The sequence below is a fragment of the Gilliamella sp. genome (assembly GCF_024104075.1).
In the GTDB taxonomy this organism is placed as follows: Bacteria; Pseudomonadota; Gammaproteobacteria; order Enterobacterales; family Orbaceae; genus Gilliamella; species Gilliamella bombi.
Genome location: NZ_JAGGHR010000009.1, coordinates 38,415 through 57,407 on the forward strand (window position 1 = coordinate 38,415; position 18,993 = coordinate 57,407).

At 33.4% G+C, this 18,993-nt stretch carries 21 protein-coding genes; 12 read left to right on the forward strand and 9 right to left on the reverse strand.

Features of this window, described 5'->3' with window-relative positions; genetic code table 11:
• Positions 1 to 108: 108 nt before the first annotated feature.
• Genes flgB through flgJ form a run of 9 tightly spaced genes read left to right on the forward strand, consistent with a single transcriptional unit; the run spans position 109 to position 7,330 of the window.
• Positions 109 to 519 (forward strand): flagellar basal body rod protein FlgB, encoded by a 411-nt coding sequence (gene flgB, locus J6569_RS04235; protein WP_034909444.1) that lies wholly within the window; start codon positions 109 to 111, stop codon positions 517 to 519.
• A gap of 2 nt (positions 520 to 521) precedes the next feature.
• The gene (gene flgC, locus J6569_RS04240) at positions 522 to 929 is read left to right on the forward strand and encodes a flagellar basal body rod protein FlgC (protein WP_034909448.1); all 408 of its coding nucleotides are present in this window, start codon (positions 522 to 524) and stop codon (positions 927 to 929) included.
• A gap of 13 nt (positions 930 to 942) precedes the next feature.
• Complete coding sequence (locus J6569_RS04245; RefSeq protein ID WP_034909450.1) at positions 943 to 1,662, forward strand: flagellar hook assembly protein FlgD; 720 nt, start codon at positions 943 to 945, stop codon at positions 1,660 to 1,662.
• Between the two features lie 16 nt (positions 1,663 to 1,678).
• Entirely contained in the window at positions 1,679 to 2,890 is a 1,212-nt protein-coding gene (flgE, locus tag J6569_RS04250; RefSeq protein WP_296317764.1) for a flagellar hook protein FlgE, read from the forward strand.
• Between the two features lie 14 nt (positions 2,891 to 2,904).
• Entirely contained in the window at positions 2,905 to 3,660 is a 756-nt protein-coding gene (locus tag J6569_RS04255) for a flagellar basal body rod protein FlgF (RefSeq protein WP_065590611.1), read from the forward strand.
• Between the two features lie 29 nt (positions 3,661 to 3,689).
• A complete protein-coding gene (gene flgG, locus J6569_RS04260) occupies positions 3,690 to 4,472 on the forward strand; it encodes a flagellar basal-body rod protein FlgG (protein WP_065590612.1) in 783 nt (260 codons plus the stop codon).
• 22 nt (positions 4,473 to 4,494) lie between these two features.
• Complete coding sequence (locus tag J6569_RS04265; protein WP_081296853.1) at positions 4,495 to 5,172, forward strand: flagellar basal body L-ring protein FlgH; 678 nt, start codon at positions 4,495 to 4,497, stop codon at positions 5,170 to 5,172.
• A gap of 11 nt (positions 5,173 to 5,183) precedes the next feature.
• Positions 5,184 to 6,293, forward strand: a complete 1,110-nt coding sequence (locus J6569_RS04270) for a flagellar basal body P-ring protein FlgI (RefSeq protein ID WP_296317766.1) — start codon at positions 5,184 to 5,186, stop codon at positions 6,291 to 6,293.
• Positions 6,294 to 6,304: 11 nt separating this feature from the next.
• Positions 6,305 to 7,330, forward strand: coding sequence for a flagellar assembly peptidoglycan hydrolase FlgJ (flgJ, locus tag J6569_RS04275; protein WP_296317768.1), 1,026 nt, complete (start codon positions 6,305 to 6,307; stop codon positions 7,328 to 7,330).
• Positions 7,331 to 7,661: 331 nt separating this feature from the next.
• On the opposite strand, the gene flgL is transcribed toward flgJ, so the two are convergent.
• The 8 genes from flgL to J6569_RS04315 form a co-directional block, all read right to left on the reverse strand.
• Positions 7,662 to 8,618, reverse strand: a complete 957-nt coding sequence (flgL, locus tag J6569_RS04280) for a flagellar hook-associated protein FlgL (RefSeq protein WP_085164723.1) — start codon at positions 8,616 to 8,618, stop codon at positions 7,662 to 7,664.
• A gap of 14 nt (positions 8,619 to 8,632) precedes the next feature.
• Complete coding sequence (gene flgK, locus J6569_RS04285) at positions 8,633 to 10,276, reverse strand: flagellar hook-associated protein FlgK (RefSeq protein WP_296317771.1); 1,644 nt, start codon at positions 10,274 to 10,276, stop codon at positions 8,633 to 8,635.
• A 142-nt stretch (positions 10,277 to 10,418) separates the two neighbouring features.
• A complete protein-coding gene (gene motB, locus J6569_RS04290) occupies positions 10,419 to 11,312 on the reverse strand; it encodes a flagellar motor protein MotB (protein ID WP_065590618.1) in 894 nt (297 codons plus the stop codon).
• Positions 11,312 to 12,199, reverse strand: coding sequence for a flagellar motor stator protein MotA (gene motA / locus J6569_RS04295; protein WP_065590619.1), 888 nt, complete (start codon positions 12,197 to 12,199; stop codon positions 11,312 to 11,314). Before motA ends, motB begins: the two co-directional genes overlap by 1 nt.
• A gap of 51 nt (positions 12,200 to 12,250) precedes the next feature.
• Positions 12,251 to 12,859 carry a flagellar transcriptional regulator FlhC gene (gene flhC / locus J6569_RS04300; RefSeq protein WP_296317772.1) on the reverse strand — a complete coding sequence of 203 codons (609 nt, stop codon included), beginning with the start codon at positions 12,857 to 12,859 and terminating at the stop codon, positions 12,251 to 12,253.
• 13 nt (positions 12,860 to 12,872) lie between these two features.
• The gene (gene flhD / locus J6569_RS04305; RefSeq protein ID WP_034909475.1) at positions 12,873 to 13,202 is read right to left on the reverse strand and encodes a flagellar transcriptional regulator FlhD; all 330 of its coding nucleotides are present in this window, start codon (positions 13,200 to 13,202) and stop codon (positions 12,873 to 12,875) included.
• A 181-nt stretch (positions 13,203 to 13,383) separates the two neighbouring features.
• Positions 13,384 to 14,100: an RNA polymerase sigma factor FliA gene (locus tag J6569_RS04310; RefSeq protein ID WP_296317774.1), complete on the reverse strand. Its 717-nt coding sequence runs from the start codon at positions 14,098 to 14,100 to the stop codon at positions 13,384 to 13,386.
• Between the two features lie 181 nt (positions 14,101 to 14,281).
• Positions 14,282 to 15,094 carry a flagellin gene (locus J6569_RS04315; RefSeq protein WP_065609921.1) on the reverse strand — a complete coding sequence of 271 codons (813 nt, stop codon included), beginning with the start codon at positions 15,092 to 15,094 and terminating at the stop codon, positions 14,282 to 14,284.
• Between the two features lie 329 nt (positions 15,095 to 15,423).
• On the opposite strand from J6569_RS04315, the gene fliD reads away from it, so the two are divergent.
• The 3 genes from fliD to fliT are packed head-to-tail and all read left to right on the forward strand — an operon-like array spanning position 15,424 to position 17,607.
• Positions 15,424 to 16,857, forward strand: coding sequence for a flagellar filament capping protein FliD (gene fliD, locus J6569_RS04320; protein ID WP_296317776.1), 1,434 nt, complete (start codon positions 15,424 to 15,426; stop codon positions 16,855 to 16,857).
• Positions 16,858 to 16,866: 9 nt separating this feature from the next.
• Positions 16,867 to 17,247 carry a flagellar export chaperone FliS gene (gene fliS / locus J6569_RS04325; RefSeq protein WP_034909484.1) on the forward strand — a complete coding sequence of 127 codons (381 nt, stop codon included), beginning with the start codon at positions 16,867 to 16,869 and terminating at the stop codon, positions 17,245 to 17,247.
• A 12-nt stretch (positions 17,248 to 17,259) separates the two neighbouring features.
• A complete protein-coding gene (fliT, locus tag J6569_RS04330) occupies positions 17,260 to 17,607 on the forward strand; it encodes a flagellar protein FliT (RefSeq protein WP_296317777.1) in 348 nt (115 codons plus the stop codon).
• 68 nt (positions 17,608 to 17,675) lie between these two features.
• Here fliT and J6569_RS04335 read toward each other — a convergent pair whose 3' ends face one another.
• Positions 17,676 to 18,800 (reverse strand): hypothetical protein, encoded by a 1,125-nt coding sequence (locus tag J6569_RS04335; protein ID WP_296317778.1) that lies wholly within the window; start codon positions 18,798 to 18,800, stop codon positions 17,676 to 17,678.
• Between the last annotated feature and the right edge of the window lie 193 nt (positions 18,801 to 18,993).

Below are 18,993 nucleotides of genomic sequence, written 5' to 3' on the forward strand. Positions count from 1 at the left end.
TTGCAAGAAATGAATCTTGAAATAAGGGCAATTTTTATCGTTATTTGCGCAATAACTTTTTTTTTATTCGCTTAAAATTCTCATTATCAAAAAAAATGAGATGATTTTATGTTTGATAAATTAGATACATGGGTTAATTTTCATCAGCAAGCATTAAATATACGTGAAATACGACAAAATATATTAGCTGCAAATATTGCAAATAGCGATACGCCTAACTATCAGGCTCGAGATATTGATTTTAATGCTGAGTTAAGCAAAGCACTTAACAATCAGAATAAGATTAATAACGTTGGGCTTAATATCACTTCAAATCATCATATTCAGATAAAAGCACCAATCATGACAAATCATGATGTACTTTATCGTATACCTTATCAGGCTGCAGCAGATGGTAATACGGTCGAGATGGATCAAGAACGTACAGCTTTTATTGATAATAGTATTCACTACCAAAGTAATTTAACGTTTTTAGGTGAAAAATTTAAAAATATTATGGCGGTATTACAGCAAGGATAATCATGATGAGTTTTTCTATTTTTGCAATTTCAGGCTCGGCATTATTGGCACAAACACAACGAATGAATGTAAGTGCTAGTAATTTAGCTAACGCAGACAGTATTACCAGTACTTCAGGCAAAGCTTATCGAGCTAAGCAGGTTATTTTTCAAGTGGATGATAATGGTGAACTTAACCCAATTGCAGGGGTTAAAGTGTCACAAGTTATTGAAGATCCTTCACCAATGAATTTGGTTTATGAACCTAATCATCCATTGGCCGATGCTAAAGGATATATTCAGAAACCTAATGTCGATGTGGTTGCCGAAATGGTTAATACCATTTCAGCATCACGAAGTTATCAAGCAAATATAGAAGTAATTAATACCGCCAAAAATTTAATGTTAAAAACACTGGCATTAGGGCAATAAAAAGGAGTGGTTGATGGGTATAGCTAATGTTCTTGTTTCAGAATCATCGGGGATAACAAAACCTCAAACGACACAAAAAACGGCATCTGATGGTAACTCAAGTAAAGAATTACAAGATAATTTCTTAACGTTATTAATTGCACAAATGAAGAACCAAGATCCAACTAATCCAATGGATAATAGTCAGCTAACATCACAGCTAGCTCAAATCAATACTTTAGCAGGTATAGAACGTCTTAATACAACGTTAGGAATGGTTTCTGGTCAGATTGATGATAGTTTATCAGTCAATGCCAGTAATATGATTGGCAAGGGAGTGATGGTTCCTGGCAATAAAATTTTAGTTGCAACCTCAGAATCTGAAAGTTCAGACTCAAAAGAAGAAACCGTTACCACGCCATTTGGTTTTGAGTTGGTACATGAAGCTGACTCAGTAATTATTACTATTCAAGATGAAAATGGCAATGTAGTTCGTGAAGTTGATTTAGGCGCAATTCCAGCAGGCGTTAGTTCTTTCACTTGGGATGGTGTGCTAAATGATGGAACGAATGCACTAGATGGCAGTTATACTTTTTCAGTTAATGCAAGTTATGACGGGAAAAAAGTATCATCAACATCATTATCTTATTCAGTAGTATATGGTGTTATCAATAGTAAAGTTAATAATAAAGTATTACTTGATTTAGGAATACTTGGTTCAATTAGTATTGACGAAGTACGTCAAATTCTTTAAAGGAGATAAAGTTCAGATGGGATTTTCTCAAGCAGTGAGTGGTATGAATGCTGCATCAAAGCAATTAGATGTTATTGGGAATAATATTGCCAATTCAGCAACAGTAGGATTTAAGAGTGCTAGTATCTCATTTGCTGATATCTATGCTGGCTCAAAAGTTGGTATGGGGGTTAAAGTGGCTGCGATTATGCAAAACTTTAATGATGGGATAGCTACAACAACCAACAATAGTTTAGATGTGGCTATTTCTGGCAATGGATTTTTCCGTTTAGTGGATAGTAATGGGCAAGCCTATTATACCCGCAATGGACAGTTTCAATTAGATTCCGAACGAAATATTATTTCTGCTGATGGTCTTTATCTGACTGGCTATCTTGCAACCGGAACTCCACCTCAAGTGCAGCAAGGTGCAGCTCCAGGTACATTAAAAATTTCGCAAGAAATGCTAAATGCATCAGCGACAACCAAGGCTTCTTTGCAAACAAACTTAAATTCCAATAGTAAAGTTCCGGCAAAACAACCTGTCAATGCTCTTGATGCCGATACATTTAATTATTCTACGACCATTACTACTTATGACTCGCTTGGTAATCAACGCAATATTCAGCTCTTTTACGTTAAAACCGCTGATAACCAATGGGATGTTCATTATCTTGATAGCAGTGATCCTAATGGAAGTTTGCAAAAAGCGGGAGAAATGGAATTTGATTCTTCTGGTAAATTGATTAGTGATCCCGAAATGACCATCAATATTAATGGGATAAATGGATCTGCTGATAATAGCTTTACTTTATCATTAGCCAAAAGTTCTCAACAAAATATGGGAAAAGAATTGGGTAGTATTAAAAACCCTGTTGTGAATGGATATGCTCCTGGAGATTTGGTCGGGTATAGCATTAATGATGATGGTTCTATTTATGGTGTCTATTCTAACCAACAAACAATGTTATTAGGTCAGATAGCAATGGCTGATTTTGCCAATGTTAATGGGCTAGAACCTGCTGGCAACAATAACTGGAGGACAACTATTAATTCTGGTATAGAAGTATTGGGCAGTGCAAATTCTGGTACTTTTGGTTCGTTAGCGAGCGGTGCACTAGAGTCGTCAAATGTTGATATGAGTCAGGAATTAGTGAATATGATTGTTGCTCAGCGCAATTACCAGTCTAATTCACAAACAATTAAAACGCAGGATCAAATTCTAAATACATTAGTCAATTTGCGTTAATTTAAAGGTTATTTATGGATCGTGTTATTTATACAGCAATGTCAGCAGCTAGCCAGACATTAAATCGGCAATCAATTACTACTAATAACTTAGCTAATGTATCCACAGTGGGGTTTCGTGCACAGTTAACGACGATGAAAGCAGTTCCTGTTGTGGGGAATGATACACCTACACGAACCATGGTAACAGCAACAACTCCCACTTTTGATTCAACAATGGGGGCATTTAATTACACAGGCCGAAACTTGGATGTTGCTTTAACTGAGGATCACTGGCTAGCTGTACAATTAGTTGATGGTAGCGAAGCTTATACACGAAATGGAGCAATTCAAATTGATGAAAATGGTACTCTTAACATACAAGGTAATCCATTAATTGGTGATAATGGTGTTTTGACGGTGCCTCAACGATCTCAAATCAGTATTAGTAGTGATGGAACACTTTCCGCATTAGGTGCAGGTGATAAACCTACGACCATTGCTCAAGTAGGTAAAATAAAAAAAGTCCATCTTGAGCATAATGAAATTATACGTGGTGATGATGGTTTTTTTCGACTAACGGAAGAAACACGTAATGAACGTGGTGAGAATATGCCAGACAATCCAAAAGCTAAGCTTATGTCAGGTGTATTAGAAGGGAGTAATGTGAACCCTGTTACGGCTATGGTTGATTTAATTAGTCATGCTCGCCAGTTTGAAATGCAAATGAAAGAAATTATTACTGCTGATGAAAATGCACAAAAAGCAAACCAAATTTTATCTTTAACTTAAATTTATCAATACATTAGACAGGAATAACAATGATTAAATCATTATGGATTGCCAAAACAGGCTTAACGGCACAACAAATGAATATGGATATTATTTCCAATAATTTAGCCAATGTTAGTACCAATGGTTTTAAAAAACAAAGAGCGGTATTTGAAGACTTATTATACCAAACTGTTCGCCAACCTGGAGCACAATCATCTGAGCAAACAACATTACCTTCTGGGTTACAAATTGGTACAGGAGTTCGCCCTGTTGCGACAGAACGAATTCATAGCCAAGGTAATTTAGAGGCAACTGATAACAGTAGTGATATTGCTATTAATGGGCAAGGTTTTTTCCAAGTTTTATTACCCGATGGTACACAAGCTTATACTCGTAGTGGTGCTTTTCAAGTCAATCAAAATGGTCAATTGGTGACTGCAGCAGGATACGAAATTCAACCAACAATTAGTATTCCATCCAATGCAATCAAAATGACGGTAGCGCGCGATGGTGTAGTAAATGTGACATTAGCTAATCAATCAACCCAAGTCCAAGTTGGGCAACTAACTTTACATACTTTCATTAATGATGCTGGACTTGAAAGTATGGGGGAAAATCTTTACTTAGAAACCGAAAGTTCAGGTGCGCCAACGGAAAATACGCCAGGATTAAACGGTGCAGGGCTTTTATATCAAGGCTATACCGAAACATCTAACGTTAATGTTGCTGAAGAACTAGTGAATATGATTCAAGTTCAACGTGCTTACGAAATTAACAGCAAAGCAATATCAACCTCTGATCAAATGCTACAACGTTTAAATCAACTGTAAAGTTAACAATATGCTAAAGGTAATGAGATATTTTTATATTTTAATAGCATTTTTTTTCAGTGGCTGTGCACAATTGCCTAAAAAGCCTTTAGTTGAAGGTGAAACAAGTGTTGTCCCCAAATTGCCAGACAATGTAAATACGACAGGTTCAATTTATCAAGCTGCTCAGCCTAGTAGCTATGGTTACCAACCAATGTTTGAAGATCGTCGCCCGCGTAATGTTGGCGATGTATTAACCATTGTTTTACAAGAAAATGTCAGTGCTAGTAAAAGTTCATCGATTAATGCAGGACGAAATGGTTCGGTGGATCTAGGGGTAAAAACGATACCTAAATTTCTTGATGGGTTAGTCGGTCGAGGTAAAGCTAGTACTGAAATGTCTGGAAATAATGATTTTAAGGGATCAGGCGGGGCTAACGCTAAAAATACCTTTAGTGGCACAATCACCGTCACGGTTCAGGATGTCATGATCAATGGTAATTTAAAAGTGATTGGTGAAAAACAGATTGCGATTAATCAAGGTACCGAGTTTATCCGTTTTTTTGGGGTAGTTAATCCAAGAACAATTAGTGGAAATAACACTGTTATCTCAACGCAAGTTGCTGACGCTCGAATTGAGTATGTTGGTAATGGATATATTGATGAAGCCCAAACGATGGGTTGGTTACAGCGCCTATTTTTAAATCTTTCCCCTTTTTAACGAGTATCATTATGTTAAAAAAATTGCGTATTTTTGTTTATTTTGTCTTTATGATGGTATTAGTGATACCAGCGAGCCATGCTGAACGTATCCGCGATTTAGTCACCATTCAAGGTGTAAGAGAAAATGCCTTGGTTGGATATGGTATTGTTGTCGGTCTTGATGGTACAGGTGATCAAACATCACAAACACCTTTTACCATTCAAAGTATTACTAACATGTTATCTCAATTAGGTATTACTGTACCGTCTGGGAGCAATATGCAATTAAAAAATGTTGCTGCTGTTATGGTTACGGCTAAATTACCTTCTTATTCTCGAGTAGGGCAACAAATTGATGTGGTGGTATCCTCGCTCGGTAATGCAAAAAGCTTGCGTGGAGGCACATTGATTATGACGCCACTAAAAGGTGTCGATAATCAAGTATATGCTATTGCGCAAGGTAACCTTTTTGTAGGTGGAATGGGTGCAAGTAGTAAAGGTAGCAGTGTAAGTGTGAATCAAACTGCAGGGGCAACCATACCTAATGGTGCAACCATAGAAAGAGAGCTTGCAACTCGTTTAGATGAACAAAATATTATCCATTTACACCTTAATCAATTTGATTTCACTCAAGCATTGAAAATATCTAATGCAATTAATAGGTTACAAAAAAATACTGCAGTAGCATTAGATGGTACAACGATAGCATTACATATGCCAAAAGAAAGTAGTGCACGAGTACAACTGCTTTCACGAATACAAAATCTTGAAATTAGTGCTACGCCAGTTTCAGCAAAAGTCGTTATAAATACTAGAACCGGTGTTGTAGTTATGAATCAAAAGGTTAAATTAGATAATTGTGCGGTTGCACATGGTAATTTATCTGTTGTGGTAAATAACAAATTAAAGGTAAGTCAACCCAACACTCCATTAGCAGGTGGTGCAACAACCGTTACACCAGATAATCAAGTTAGCGTTGCACAAGAAGGAGGGGCTTTACACAATATATCCTCTAGCGCTGATTTAAATCATGTTATTAATTCGCTAAATGTATTAGGTGCTAATCCTACAGAATTAATGTCAATACTTGAAGCGCTAAAAACAGCTGGTTGTTTACATGCCTCCTTAGAAACTATCTAAAAAAAGACTTTATGAATAATAAAATTGGACAATCTTTGAATCGTTTCGCTTATGATTTTTCGGATATTAATCAATTAAAGCGAAATGTAGTTAATGGCTCTGCTGAAGGCATTAAGCAAGTTGCTCAGCAGTTTGAGTCATTATTTATTAATATGATGATGCAAAGTATGCGAAAAGCTGTACCTGAAAGTGGTTTATTTAGCCAGTCTGCTACACAACTATTTACTTCAATGTTTGACCAACAAATTACACAGCAAGCAGCGGGTAAAGGGTTTGGATTAGCAGATATGCTTATTAAACAGTTAACTAATAAAGTTTCACCATCAATTAATGTTAACCTACAATCTAATACAAACAATACTCAGCAAAATCTGCAATTAGCTCAATCTTTATTTAGTAATGCATCACCTAATTTATCGCCTGAAGCACTAGGGCAAATACTATATCGTAACTATAATGCTAACAAAGCAGCTGAAATTAAACATAACGAAGCAATATCAAAAACACAACTTGATAATGTAAACGAAGATTATGTCACAAAATTTGTTATGGAATGGCTAGAGCCAGCTAGGCAAGCTGCTAAAAAATCTGGTATTCCGTATGAGGTTATTATCGCGCAAGCAGCACTAGAAACTGGGTGGGGGCAAAAGCAAATTAAAACCGCTAATAATCAATCAAGCCACAATTACTTTGGTGTCAAAGCAACATCAGCATGGAATGGCAATTCAACTCGTTTAACCACACATGAATTTGTTAATAATAAAATGATGAAAATTGAAGATAATTTTAGAGTCTATAATAGTAAACATCATGCATTAACCGACTACCTCAATTTATTAACTAAAAGTCCTCGTTATCATGCAGTTATTAAAGCTCCTGATGCCAGAACAGCTGCTAAAGAATTACAAGCTGCACATTACGCAACTGATCCAAATTATAGTGATAAGCTTATTCAAATCATTGGTCGTATTGAAAAAATTGCAAAAAATAATCAGTTAACCACTGTATCAGGATTTAGGAAAATTGCGTTTAATTAATAATAGGATCACTCGGTTTGAATACAATGCCCAATATTTTGCTAGTAAAAATATCATAAAATTAATTTTAAAAACAAATAATTATGGATTAAATAAGAAATAAATCAACAAAAAACTTTCAGGTAGAGTATTGATTTTATTGAATTTTTTACAATTAAGCGTCACTCGTTTAAATTGATGGTTTATATTGCATAATGACATTGTTTTTGAAACTTTTTAGCAATAATAAAAAAGGAGGCGGTAAACCTCCTTTGGATGGGATGAATAGTTTGAGGCGATTCACGACTTAGAGTAAAAAAACATTGCTTAAGTAAAATTAGATTACAAAACCTTATTTCATTTGAAACAGTGACATACTTTGCATTGTCATAAAGGTATATTGTGCAGCTTGTAAATTAGCTTGTAGCATTACATATTCTGAAATGGCTTCGTACCAATCGACATCTTCAAGTTGGCTGATTTGAGTTTGAAATTCAATATCTAATGTTTTACCCAATGTGGTTAATCTGTCAATTTCGGATAATACCGAGCCACCTTCTGCTCTAAGTGTCGAAATATTATTAAAAGAATTGTCTACTCCATGACGTGCTTTTGATAACCCAGATCTAAATTGTTCAACGGTATCATCATTATCATAATCTAGATCTATTTTTAATGCCTCAATTGCATAATCAATACTTGCAAATATGTTACTTTCTGCTGGTGAACCATCAGATTCTTTAACATTTGAGCCAGTCATAAATACTTGAATACCTGTAAAACTTAGCGATATTTCTCGCGAGTCATCGATTAATACATTGATAGAAGTTGTACCGCCTACGTAACTCACTTCACCTGATTCATTCATAACAAAAGGAGGTGTATCGTTTTTCTTACCAGCAAAAAGATAGTTACCATTAGTGTCTTTTGCATTAGCTAATGATAAAAGTTGATCTTTCAAACTTTGTAATTTATTAGCAAGATCGAGTCTATTTTCTTCATTTAAGGTTTCATTTGATGCATAGACCAATGTTTCCTGAATTGCTTGGATAACAGTATTGGCTTCCGATAAGATCGTATCTTGGCGACTAAGTGATTTATCGGCATTTTCGCGTGTTGCTTGAAACTGTTCATTTTGTGCTTGCGCTTGCTTTATTATTAATGATTGTGAAGCTCCCATTGGATCATCAGAAGGAGTTAAAATCTTTTTACCTGTTGCCAAATGCAACCCTGATTTTTGCCATTTGCTGTTGGTGTTTAAAATACTGTTTAAGTTTTTTTGATAAATTGAGTTTGTGCTAAGGCGCATTTTTTATCCTTTAATCATTTAGTTAAACCTAAAATGGTATCAAATAGTGTTGTTGCCGCATCAATCACTTTGGCATTTGCTTGGTAATACTGCATATAAACCTGCATAGAGATATACTCTTCTTCAATATTAACCCCTGAAATCGATTGATTTTGTTCATAAATTTGCTGAGTTATATTTTTGCTTGATTGAGCAGAAATTTTTGCTGTTTGAGTTTCACTACCAATATAGTTAGTTAAGCGGGTATAAGCACTTTTTAATGTTGTTGTACCATTAACAAGTTTTTCATGTTGGATTTCTAATAATTTGGTTACATTGCGATTATCACCAGCACCATTTTCTTCATCGTTAATACCTGTTGCTAGTTTATTTACATCTTTCACTAGCAGTTGTAATGACGAAGCAATATCGGCAACAGGTTTTATGATAAACGAATCTCCATTAACCGCATTACCACTTATCTCAATGGTCAGTCCATCAAAAAACAATTTACCATCTTTGATTTCAGGAGTAATTAGCTGATGATCAGATAATCTTGTGGCGATCCAATTATTACCATCAAATTCTATTTTATAATCAGAAGCTTTTACTTCATTCAAAGCATTAAACTCAATTTTGGCTGAAGCATTACCTTGGTTTTTAGTATTTGTGACACAACTAGGATGATTGTAATCAAACAACTTTTCACCTTGATTACCATTAATATCAATACCCGACATATGCACTTCATTAAAACGTTCTGCTAAATTTAATGCAATTAAGCCTAGTTGATTGCGGGCTTCGGTTAATGGTCCATCACGAAAGGTTAATAAGCCGTGTAATGTACCTGATGTAATGTTTTGGCTTGTCAATTCTTGTGTTGCACCTGAAGGGTGAGTATAAATAATAGTATTTAAAGAAGGATCATCTGTTGAAGGTTGTACCGATAATAAGTTAATAGAAGAGCCTTGAACTAAATTTAAACCATTAGCGAGCGAAAGATTATATTGTCCATTTTGTTCAGTAACGGTAATATCAATGATTTCGCTTAATTCATTGACTAACTGATCGCGTTGGTCAAGTAATGCATTAGGTTCGTTTCCGCCTCCTACCGATTGTAGTTGTGATATTTTTTGATTAAGTTCGGCAATTTGTTGAGTATAGGTATTAACTTTATCAACATTACTATTTAATTCAGTATTAACGTTGGCAATTTGGTTCTTTAAATTTGTTTCTGTTTTATTAAATTGGCTAGTTAAAGATGTCAGATCACTAATAACAGTTTGTTTTGTAGATGCATCACTAGCATTTGATGCAAGTTTATTTAAACTGGCAAAAAGATTATTGATTTGAGATGAAATACTATTGTCATTCTCTGCTAACAGATTATCTACTTTAGATAATTCATTATAATAAGCCTTGATAGAACCATTTTGTGATTGTGATTGTCGCAGTTGTCCTACAACAAAATTATTAAAGGCGCGATTAACAGATGATACACAAACACCGTTACCGACAAACCCAAAACTATGCTGAGTTCCATTTGCTTGGCGTAAAATTTGTTGTTGACGATTGTAACCAGTTGTATGAGCATTACTAATATTATTACTTATTACATTCAGCATATTTTGTGCTGCATTTAACCCACTAATACCAGTATTCATTAATGAATTCGCCATAAAATCCTCTCAATATAGTTTGAGTTCATAATATCAATTAAAATAAGTCTTTTTTATATCGGGTTAAATTCACAAAACTTTAATAATTGTTATGCGTGTTTTAAAAAAGTTTTCAAATAAATACATTTTTTCAAAAATAAATTTATTCTGATTTAGTCCGTTGTGATTGTCTTAGAAAATCGGTTCCGGTCATGTTATTTTCTTCTTCAATATATTGCTGTGCTATTTTATTCAAAATTAAGATACTGATACGACGATTAGCATCTTTACTATAGTTAGGATTGTTTAAATTCACTGTATCGGCAAGTGCAATAATTCGAATAATTTTATTTGAGTCTAACCCACCAGCTATAAGCTCTCTTCTTGACGAATTAGCTCTATCTGCAGATAGTTCCCAATTGCTATATCCTCTATCACCTGTTGTATATTGGCGTTCATCAGTATGGCCTGACAAAGTGATTTTATTTGGTAAAGAATTGATAATTGGCGCTAATGCATGCAGAATTTCTTGCATATTAGGATCAATGGTTGTACTACCAACATCAAACATGGGTTTATCATCTGAAGCTAAAATTTGAATCCGTAACCCCATTTCAGTTAATTCAATAATAAGATTAGGAGCTAATTTCTTTAGACGTTCATCAATTTCAAAAATATCATAAATTTTACGTGCCGCTTCAATCATCTGTATTTTTTCAAGTTGCTGTTTCTCAACTTCATTCTGTGATAGGGTAGAATGATAGCTCTTTTCTTCACCAAGTTGTTTACTAACATCATCACCACCACCAGGAATCGGACTTTCACTATCGCTAATATTTTTACCACCATTGTAGCCAAGAATTAAAGGGGTTCTAAAGTATTCAGCAATCCCTTTCAATTCTTGAGGGGTAGATGTAGAAATTAACCACATGACTAAAAATAACGCCATCATTGCGGTCATAAAGTCGGCATAAGCGATTTTCCACGAACCGCCATGATGTCCACCACCATGCCCTGATTTTTTCTTTATAATTATTCTTACAGATTTATCTTTCATTATTCTTTATTTTCATTTGGATTAGATTTTTTGTCTTTAACTTCTTGTATGTATTTTTCTAATTCAAAGAATGATGGCCTTTCATGAGAAAATAACGTTTTTCGCCCAAATTCAATACAAATTTGTGGCGCATAATCATGCATGCTGGCAATAAGTATTACTTTGGTACATTCTAGAACTTTCACTGTATCGGCGTTTCTTTGTTTTAATAAAGCAGCTAATGGCGAAACAAAACCATAAGCAAGCAAAATTCCTAAAAAAGTTCCTACCATAGCATGAGCGATAAGCTCACCGAGTTCACTTGCTGGTCTATCAGCTTGAGCAAGTGTATTAATTACGCCCATTACAGCAGCGACGATCCCAAATGCAGGTAGGCCATCACCAATTCCTGAAATGGCATCTACAGGTTTTTCAAGTTCGTGGACAAATGTTTCAATTTCTTCACTCATCAGTGTTTCTATTTCAAATACATCCATATTGCCACTAATCATAAGACGTAAGTAATCAGTGATAAAATCACAAATTCTTGGATTAGCTAAAATAAGTGGATATTGTTTAAATAATTCACTTTCATGCGGATTATCAATATCTGATTCAATGGATAGCCCTCCACTTTGGCGAATCTTCGTCAAAATGGTATACATAAAATTAATGAGTGTTAAATATAGATTCTTATTATATTTGGATGTTTTAAACAATTGACCTAAAGACTTAAGTGTGGCTTTTATTGTTTTTTGTTCATTACTAACAATAAAAGCGCCTATAGCAGCACCACCAATAATTAGCAATTCGAGTGGCTGAAATAGTACGGCTAAATAACCACCACTGAGTACATAGCCAAGTAGCGCCGAAGCGATCACTACGATATATCCTATAACTATTAGCATTGACTTTCTTCTTTCTCCATAAAATAACGGCTGAATTGCTTTAATATTTATTTAAGCAGTGATCTGTTTGGCAACTGATAAATTTAAATAACTTGGTTTCGATAACACTTTCATGCATTTTTCGTCGTTTTCTTTTTGTGTTTTATTATTCTTATCTGCCCTTGATGGAGGCTGACATAAACTGCAAGTAAAAGTATTTTGCGGATGATAAGCGTGTGTAATAAAACGTCCACAACATGTGTTACAACATGATTGTTGCATTATTTTCTTTTCGACAAATTTGACTAATATCCACGCTCTGGTTAAACCTAAAACAGGTTTATCCTTATGTGATGAAAATTGGCATTGCTCTAAATAAAGTTGATAAGCTTTTAAGATAGTTTGAATGCCTGATTTTAGACCATTTTTAACTAAATAAGAGTATGCGTTATAAAAAATACTCGCATGGATATTCGGTTCCCATGTCATAAACCACGAGGTTGAAAATGGTAATAGACCTTTAGGTGGAGGACAACCTTGAATCTCTTTATAAAGCTTGATAAGTTTATTTCGACTTAAGTTGGTTTCACTTTCCAGCATTTGAATTCTTCCACCTAGGGAAATCAATTTGATAGCGAGTTGAGTTTCCTCATATTTTTGAATAATACTTGTACTTGTCATCTTAGTTCCTTAGCTACTTATTGATTGAATCTAATAGCAAACTTGATAAAAGAATTCCTGTATGCATCTGTTTAATATCACCAATGCGAGATTCTTCAGTAAGTTTTTTCATCATTTCAGCATTTTCAAATCGTAACTGAAAAGTTAATTGATTTGTTTCTGATAGAATCAACATTTGAGATGTGTTTAAACGGCTAAGTATGTCAGCAGTTTCTTCGTCAATACCTAATCGATACATTGCCATAACTTTATCTTTTTCAATCATTTTCTGGCTTAATAGTAGTGTTGATAGATTCAAATGATGTATACATTTAAGAATATCGTCATCTAATAAATTTCCCAATTTAGTCACCAATTCATATTTGTTTTGTTTCGCATAAAAAAACGAATAACTAGTAAAATTAAATAGTATTAGTTTTTTTTTGCTTAAAATTACATTTTTAAATGCAAAAGGTCAATAAAAAAATAATTTCAATTATTTTTTCTTTTAATTACACTTTATTTTAATTGCCTTTTTATATTTTCTAAAAATTAACTTTACTTTGTATTCTTTTGATCGCTTGGCTATGTAATTGGCTTACTCTTGATTCACTGATATTCATTACTTTACCAATCTCTTTTAAATTGAGATCTTCTTGGTAATAAAGTGATAAAACAAGTTTTTCCTTTTCTGGTAGTGTTTCTATTTGTTGAATAATTGTGTTACGAATTTCCTCATCTATTAGCGCTGAAAAAGGATTATTATCTTCATCACATTTAATAATGGTATCAATGTTATCACCCAGTTTTTTATGAATTTCATCATACGAGCATATTTGGCTATTATTTGAATCTAATAAAATTTTTCGGTATTCGCTTATAGGTAATTCTAAGTATTTAGCAATCTGATAATCATTAGGGGGTGCACCTAACTTCTGTTCTAATTCATTAATTGCGGTTGTAACATCTCTAATTTTTTTACGAGTTTGTCTTGGTAACCAATCACGGCTACGTAGTTCATCAAGCATTGCTCCTTTAATTCTTGGTATGGCAAATGTAGCAAAAGCGTTGCCTTGAGATGAGTCATAACGTTTTATAGTGTCTAATAAACCGATATATCCAACTTGTAATAAATCATCAAGTTCGACCGTTGCTGGTAAACGGACAGCTAATTTTAAAGCTTCATTACGCACCAAATGAATATATTGTTGCCAATCGATTTGGTGTATTACACCGCGTGAGTTATATAAGCTATCATCCATTTTTGAATCAATGTTAAAAAAATATCTAACATTATTATGACGATGGTTAGCAAATTTAATGGGTTGAATAAAGGGCTAAAAATAGCTAATTATCATTATTAGCCATAACAGCATTATAAAATGCCGTTATGGCTATCATGACTATATGACAGAGTTAAAATAACTAAAAATCAAAATAGAATTATTGTAATAAAGAAAGTACAGATTGTGGTACTTGGTTCGCTTGTGCTAATACAGATGTACCTGCTTGTTGTAAAATTTGACCACGAGTCATGTTTGATACTTCTGTTGCATAATCCGCATCTTCAATACGGCTACGTGCAGAACTTAGGTTATTTACAGTATTGTTAATGTTGGTTACTGTTGATTCGAAACGATTTTGCACCGCACCAAGTTGTCCTCGTAATGCATCAATTTTTGATAATGCAGTATCAATTGTTTTTAATGGATCTTCTGTTGGTGAATCAGATACGTTAAATCCATTTAAACCAAGTTCAGTGCTATCAATTTTTTTCAAATTGATTTCAATGGTTTCGCCGTCATTTGCACCTACTTGAATTTTAAGTGTTTTATCTTCAGATAATACTTTAGAACCATTGAAATCAGTTTGGTTAGAAACACGATCAATCTCATCTAGACGTTGATCAATTTCATTTTGAATTGATACTAAATCACTTTCAGAGTTGGTACCATTTGCCGCTTGAACAGTTAATTCACGAATACGTTGTACGTTGTTGTTGATTTCGTTTAATGCACCTTCAGTAGTTTGTGCAAGTGAAATACCATCATTTGCATTACGAGCAGCTTGTGTTAATCCTTTGATGTTTGATGAAAAACGGTTAGCAATTGCTTGACCTGCTGCATCATCTTTAGCGCTATTAATACGCATACCTGATGAAAGGCGCTCAATAGAAGTACTAAGAACGCTTTGAGAATTGTTAAGGTTATTTTTTGCCATTAAAGACATTGTATTTGTATTAATTACTTGTGCCATTTTTATCTCCAATAATATAAATATTAAAATCAACAAGATATTTAAATTTAATTCAATATTCTTGCTGACAAATAACTTATCGGTAACAAAACAGGGAACTTTAATATTTTTGATGATTATTTTTTTATAGTAGCAGTTTAGTTGCAAATTAAAATAATATTATTAAATAAATCATATTGTTATTTTTTTTTAAAATTTCCCAATGATTTTTTATTCAAAAAAATAGATTGTTATCAATTTATTAAATAAATATTTAAAAGAAGACTAAATTTTTTTAATTGTCAGCCGATATAAACAATATTGAATAATTGTTATAGGTAGATTAAATCATGGCAATGAGCGCATTAGGCATTGGTTCTGGAATCGATCTTAATGGTATTTTAGATCAACTAGAAGTGGCTGAAAAAACACGTTTAACCCCAATTACAACGCAACAAAAAGCAATTAATGCGAAAATTAGTGGTTTTGGTAAATTAAAAAGTGCATTAACAACATTTAATACTGCAACGGAAAAACTTCAAAAAAAAGAGCTTTTTCAAAGCCGAATAGCAACAGGAAATGACAATTATTTTTTGGTAAAAGCAAATAGCAAAGCAGCATTAGGTAATTATACAGTGACAGTTGATCAATTAGCGACATCTCATGGTATTGCTACATCGACGATCAATGATAAAAATGCTAAGTTAGGTAATGATAACCAAACACGAACTATTACGATTGAACAAGCTAATGGTCAAAAACTTGATGTAACCTTATCTCAGGATGAGACATCTTTGCAATCAATAGCAAATGCCATTAATAATGCCAAAGTTACTAATGAAGATGGAACAACCAGCCCTTCAACAATGAATGCTGCCATTATTCGTTCTGGAGCAGATGGTTATCAATTAGTCATCACATCTAAAGAAACAGGTGAACAGCAAAGTATTACGTCTATTTCATCAGATGACGAAATGTTAAATAATGTTATTGGATTTGATATTAATCAACCTAGCAATAGTCATATGAATGAAGTTGCAAAAGCGCAAGATGCTAAATTTTCGTTTAATGGTATTGCCATAACTAGTAATTCTAATACTGTTAAAGATGTGGTTCAAGGTGTGGATATTACATTAAAACAGACCACAACAATTAGTCAGAATCTTGCTATAACAGCGGATAATGAAAAAGTGGAAGAAGCCATTAAAGAATGGGTCGAGGCATTTAATCAATTACAAACAACAATATCAACATTAACAAAATTCACCGCAGAAGAGACAAATTCAAAAGAACTAAATAGCAATAATGGTCCACTTATTGGGGATTCAACATTACGTAATATAGATCAAAGTATCCGCTCAATATTTGCCAAAGGGCAAGACGGAGAATTTTCTGTTTTAGCTCAAATCGGCATTAACATGGACAAAAATGGCATGTTAACGATTAAAGAAAGCGAGCTACAAAAAGCACTCAGTGAAAACAGTGAAGCGGTGGCAATATTATTTACTGGTGATGGTAAAACAACGGGTATTGCTAATGAAATTTTTTCCAAAGTGAGAGGGTTTATTGATAGTGATGGCATGATTGATTCAGCAACCAATGGCTTAAATTCTACCTTAAAATCATTAGATAAACGGCATGAACAAGTAAGCAGTTCTATTGAGCAAACTATTGAGCGTTACCGAGTTCAATTTACTAAATTGGATATTTTAATCAACTCATTAGATAGTATGAGTAATTATTTAACTACCCAATTTGATATGATGGCAAATTTAAAAAAATAGAGAATAGTAATGTATAAAATGGGATCTCATGCTTACGAGCAAGTGAATTTAGAAACACGTATTAGTCAAGCGTCTCCCCATCAATTGATTGTCTTATTATTTGATGGTGCACTTAACGCCATTAAATTGGCTAGCTTATATATTCAAAAAGGCAATATTGTTGGTAAAGGTAACGCAATTTCTAAAGCGATTAATATTGTTGATAATGGTCTTAAAAGCTGTCTAGATTTAGAAAAAGGCGGTGAAATTGCCGAAAATTTAGATCGTTTATATCACTATATTAGCCAACAATTGTTATTGGCTAATTTACATAATGATCAAGAAAAATTACAGACTTGTTTCGATTTACTTAACAATATTGCTGAGTCGTGGCGTGAGATAGCTAAGTAAAAAAGGATGATTATGCAAGGAAATAACTTATTAGAACAATACGAACAATTCAACTATGTTGTGGAACAAATGTTGGTTAATGCACAGAATGGAAAATGGGACTTATTGTTGAGTTGGCAGGCAAAATACCTTCAATTATCGAAAGGTATTATGTTGGTTGATGATTTTGCAAAAATTGAAAACTTACCATTGCAACATCAAGACCTGATTCGAATGTATATCAAAAATATACTTAGCTATCAGCAGCAGTTAACCCAATTAATGATTACTCGTCATTCTCAGCTTAGAGAGTTGATTGGTAAGCATGCCAATTATCAAACTAAAATTGGTAGCTATCAAAAAATGGCCTGTTTAATGTAAGTTTGTGGATTGCTTTGCTTGAATCTTATTTATCGATAGGAACCAAGAAAGCATCCCGTTAAACAACCTTAATCAATATTGCGATTTAAAATAATTAACTCTTTGGTTTTTGAGTGATTGTCTTCTTCTTTTCCGTAAAAAACAACAGTATAATTGGCATCTTTGGTTTTGACGATCTCACTAATGATTAATTCTTTTGTAGATAATTTAAAAACTTCTTTTGTGTGCAAGTTTATATAACAACCTACGGTTTCTTGAGAAAAGGCTTCGATCACCTGATTATTTTGAATTGTAATCCAACCATTACCGATTTCATCAGTGAATCGAATAACAAACGTTTCTGCGGCGATTTTTATTGGTTCCCAAATAGAATAAATTTGTCTTTCCATATCAAGCAATAGATTTTGTTCGATTTCTCCTTCGGGTGAAATATTGATTAAATAAAACTTACCTTCTTCATCAATACCTAAGATACTTGATGTATAAGTAAAACTTAAATTCAATACGCAAGTTAGATAAAAACGTTTTCCTATGTTTATATTTCTTGATTGTAAATCGCTCCCCATTTCATCAATTTGACGATGTAACCAACCATTGTCAACACAAGCAAGTAGATGTATTTGATTATTCAAAGAATCAATAAAAAGTTTGTTATGTTTTGGAAGCGGAATTTTATTGGTATAGGTTTTTTTTATATCATCATTTTTAAATTCAACTGCAATCAATTTATCTGGTTTTGTCTCTGAAAAAAGATCAACATAATGGAAAATAGAAAAATCATGACATATTCCCTTAAAATCGCCGACAATAGGACGTTTGGGCTTTGGATAGGTGATATTTTCTCTATCAAATAATGGAAGCATAATACCTAAATCTTTATCTGGATGGTATACATCAATAGACACATAATACTTACCAGTAGGGCTGACAAAAAATTGGGGGTTAATTCCATCTGATTCATGATAATAATGCGTGTTTTTTTTATCCAGATCAATTACGACATATATAACTTTATAATCGTACTTGTTTTGAGGATAAAATTTAGCAGAAATCACAAGCTTCTTTTGATAACAAATAGCCTCAGTTATAGAAAAACCATCAAGCGATGTTGTCAGAACAATGAGTTGCCCTAATGTTGGGTAATTGAGACGCTGTTCATTTAAAGAAATATTGGTCTTTTTTAGTGTTATCACTTTGAATCCCTTATGTATTTAATTGATTATTTTTTATTAAATGACGGCATTATGTCGTTATTTTTTTTAATAGTACAGTAAAAATGGTAAAGTTTTTTTACCATCAGTTGATAACAAAAATAATATATTTAGTAGGGAAACAAGCATCAAAAATATGACCGATGCTTATTTTAAACTTGAATCGTGTGATGAG